This is a genomic window from Micromonospora sp. RTBAU3-60, from assembly GCF_054963695.1.
The window spans coordinates 1-525 of record NZ_JBUEGB010000218.1; the positions used below are offsets into that span (position 1 = coordinate 1).

The window sequence follows — 525 nt, forward strand, 5'->3', positions numbered from 1 at the left end:
CGAGCAGGTCATGGACCTGGTGCCAGCGTTCCAGGGTCGTCTGTGCGCGGGGCCCGTCGTAGATGGGTGCGTCCAGTACGGGGGCCCAGCAGGTGCTGTGCGCCTTCACCTCGCTGAGGGCCGCTTCGCACAGGTTGTGCCAGAGGTGCCACCTGTCCGCGACCTGCACCGCGTTGGGCAGGGCGCGGCGGATGGCCTCGGCGTAGGTGGCCGAGCCGTCGCGGCACACGACCTCGACGCCGGGATGCGCGCGCAGCCACGCTTCCAGCGTGTCGGCGGTGCGGTCGGGCAGTACCTCGATCCGCTCATGGGTCTCGGCGTCGATCACCACGGTGGCATAGCGGTGCCGCCGGCACAGAGCAAAATCGTCAACGCCGATCACACGAGGCGTCCGCCCGGTGGGCAACGGGATGCGCTGCAGGGCGCGCAGGGCCGTGTGACGGGACAGGCCCATGGCGAGTATCGCCAGCAAACGCGACCCTGCCCGGCCCGCTAACTCCTTGACCACGGCTTTGACCTGCCTGT

At 69.9% G+C, this 525-nt stretch carries 1 protein-coding gene; it reads right to left on the minus strand.

The window, feature by feature from the left end; all coding sequences use genetic code 11:
• Positions 1–525 (minus strand): ISL3 family transposase (locus ACY34I_RS40640; RefSeq protein ID WP_462760872.1); only part of this gene is annotated, 525 nt, incomplete at both ends.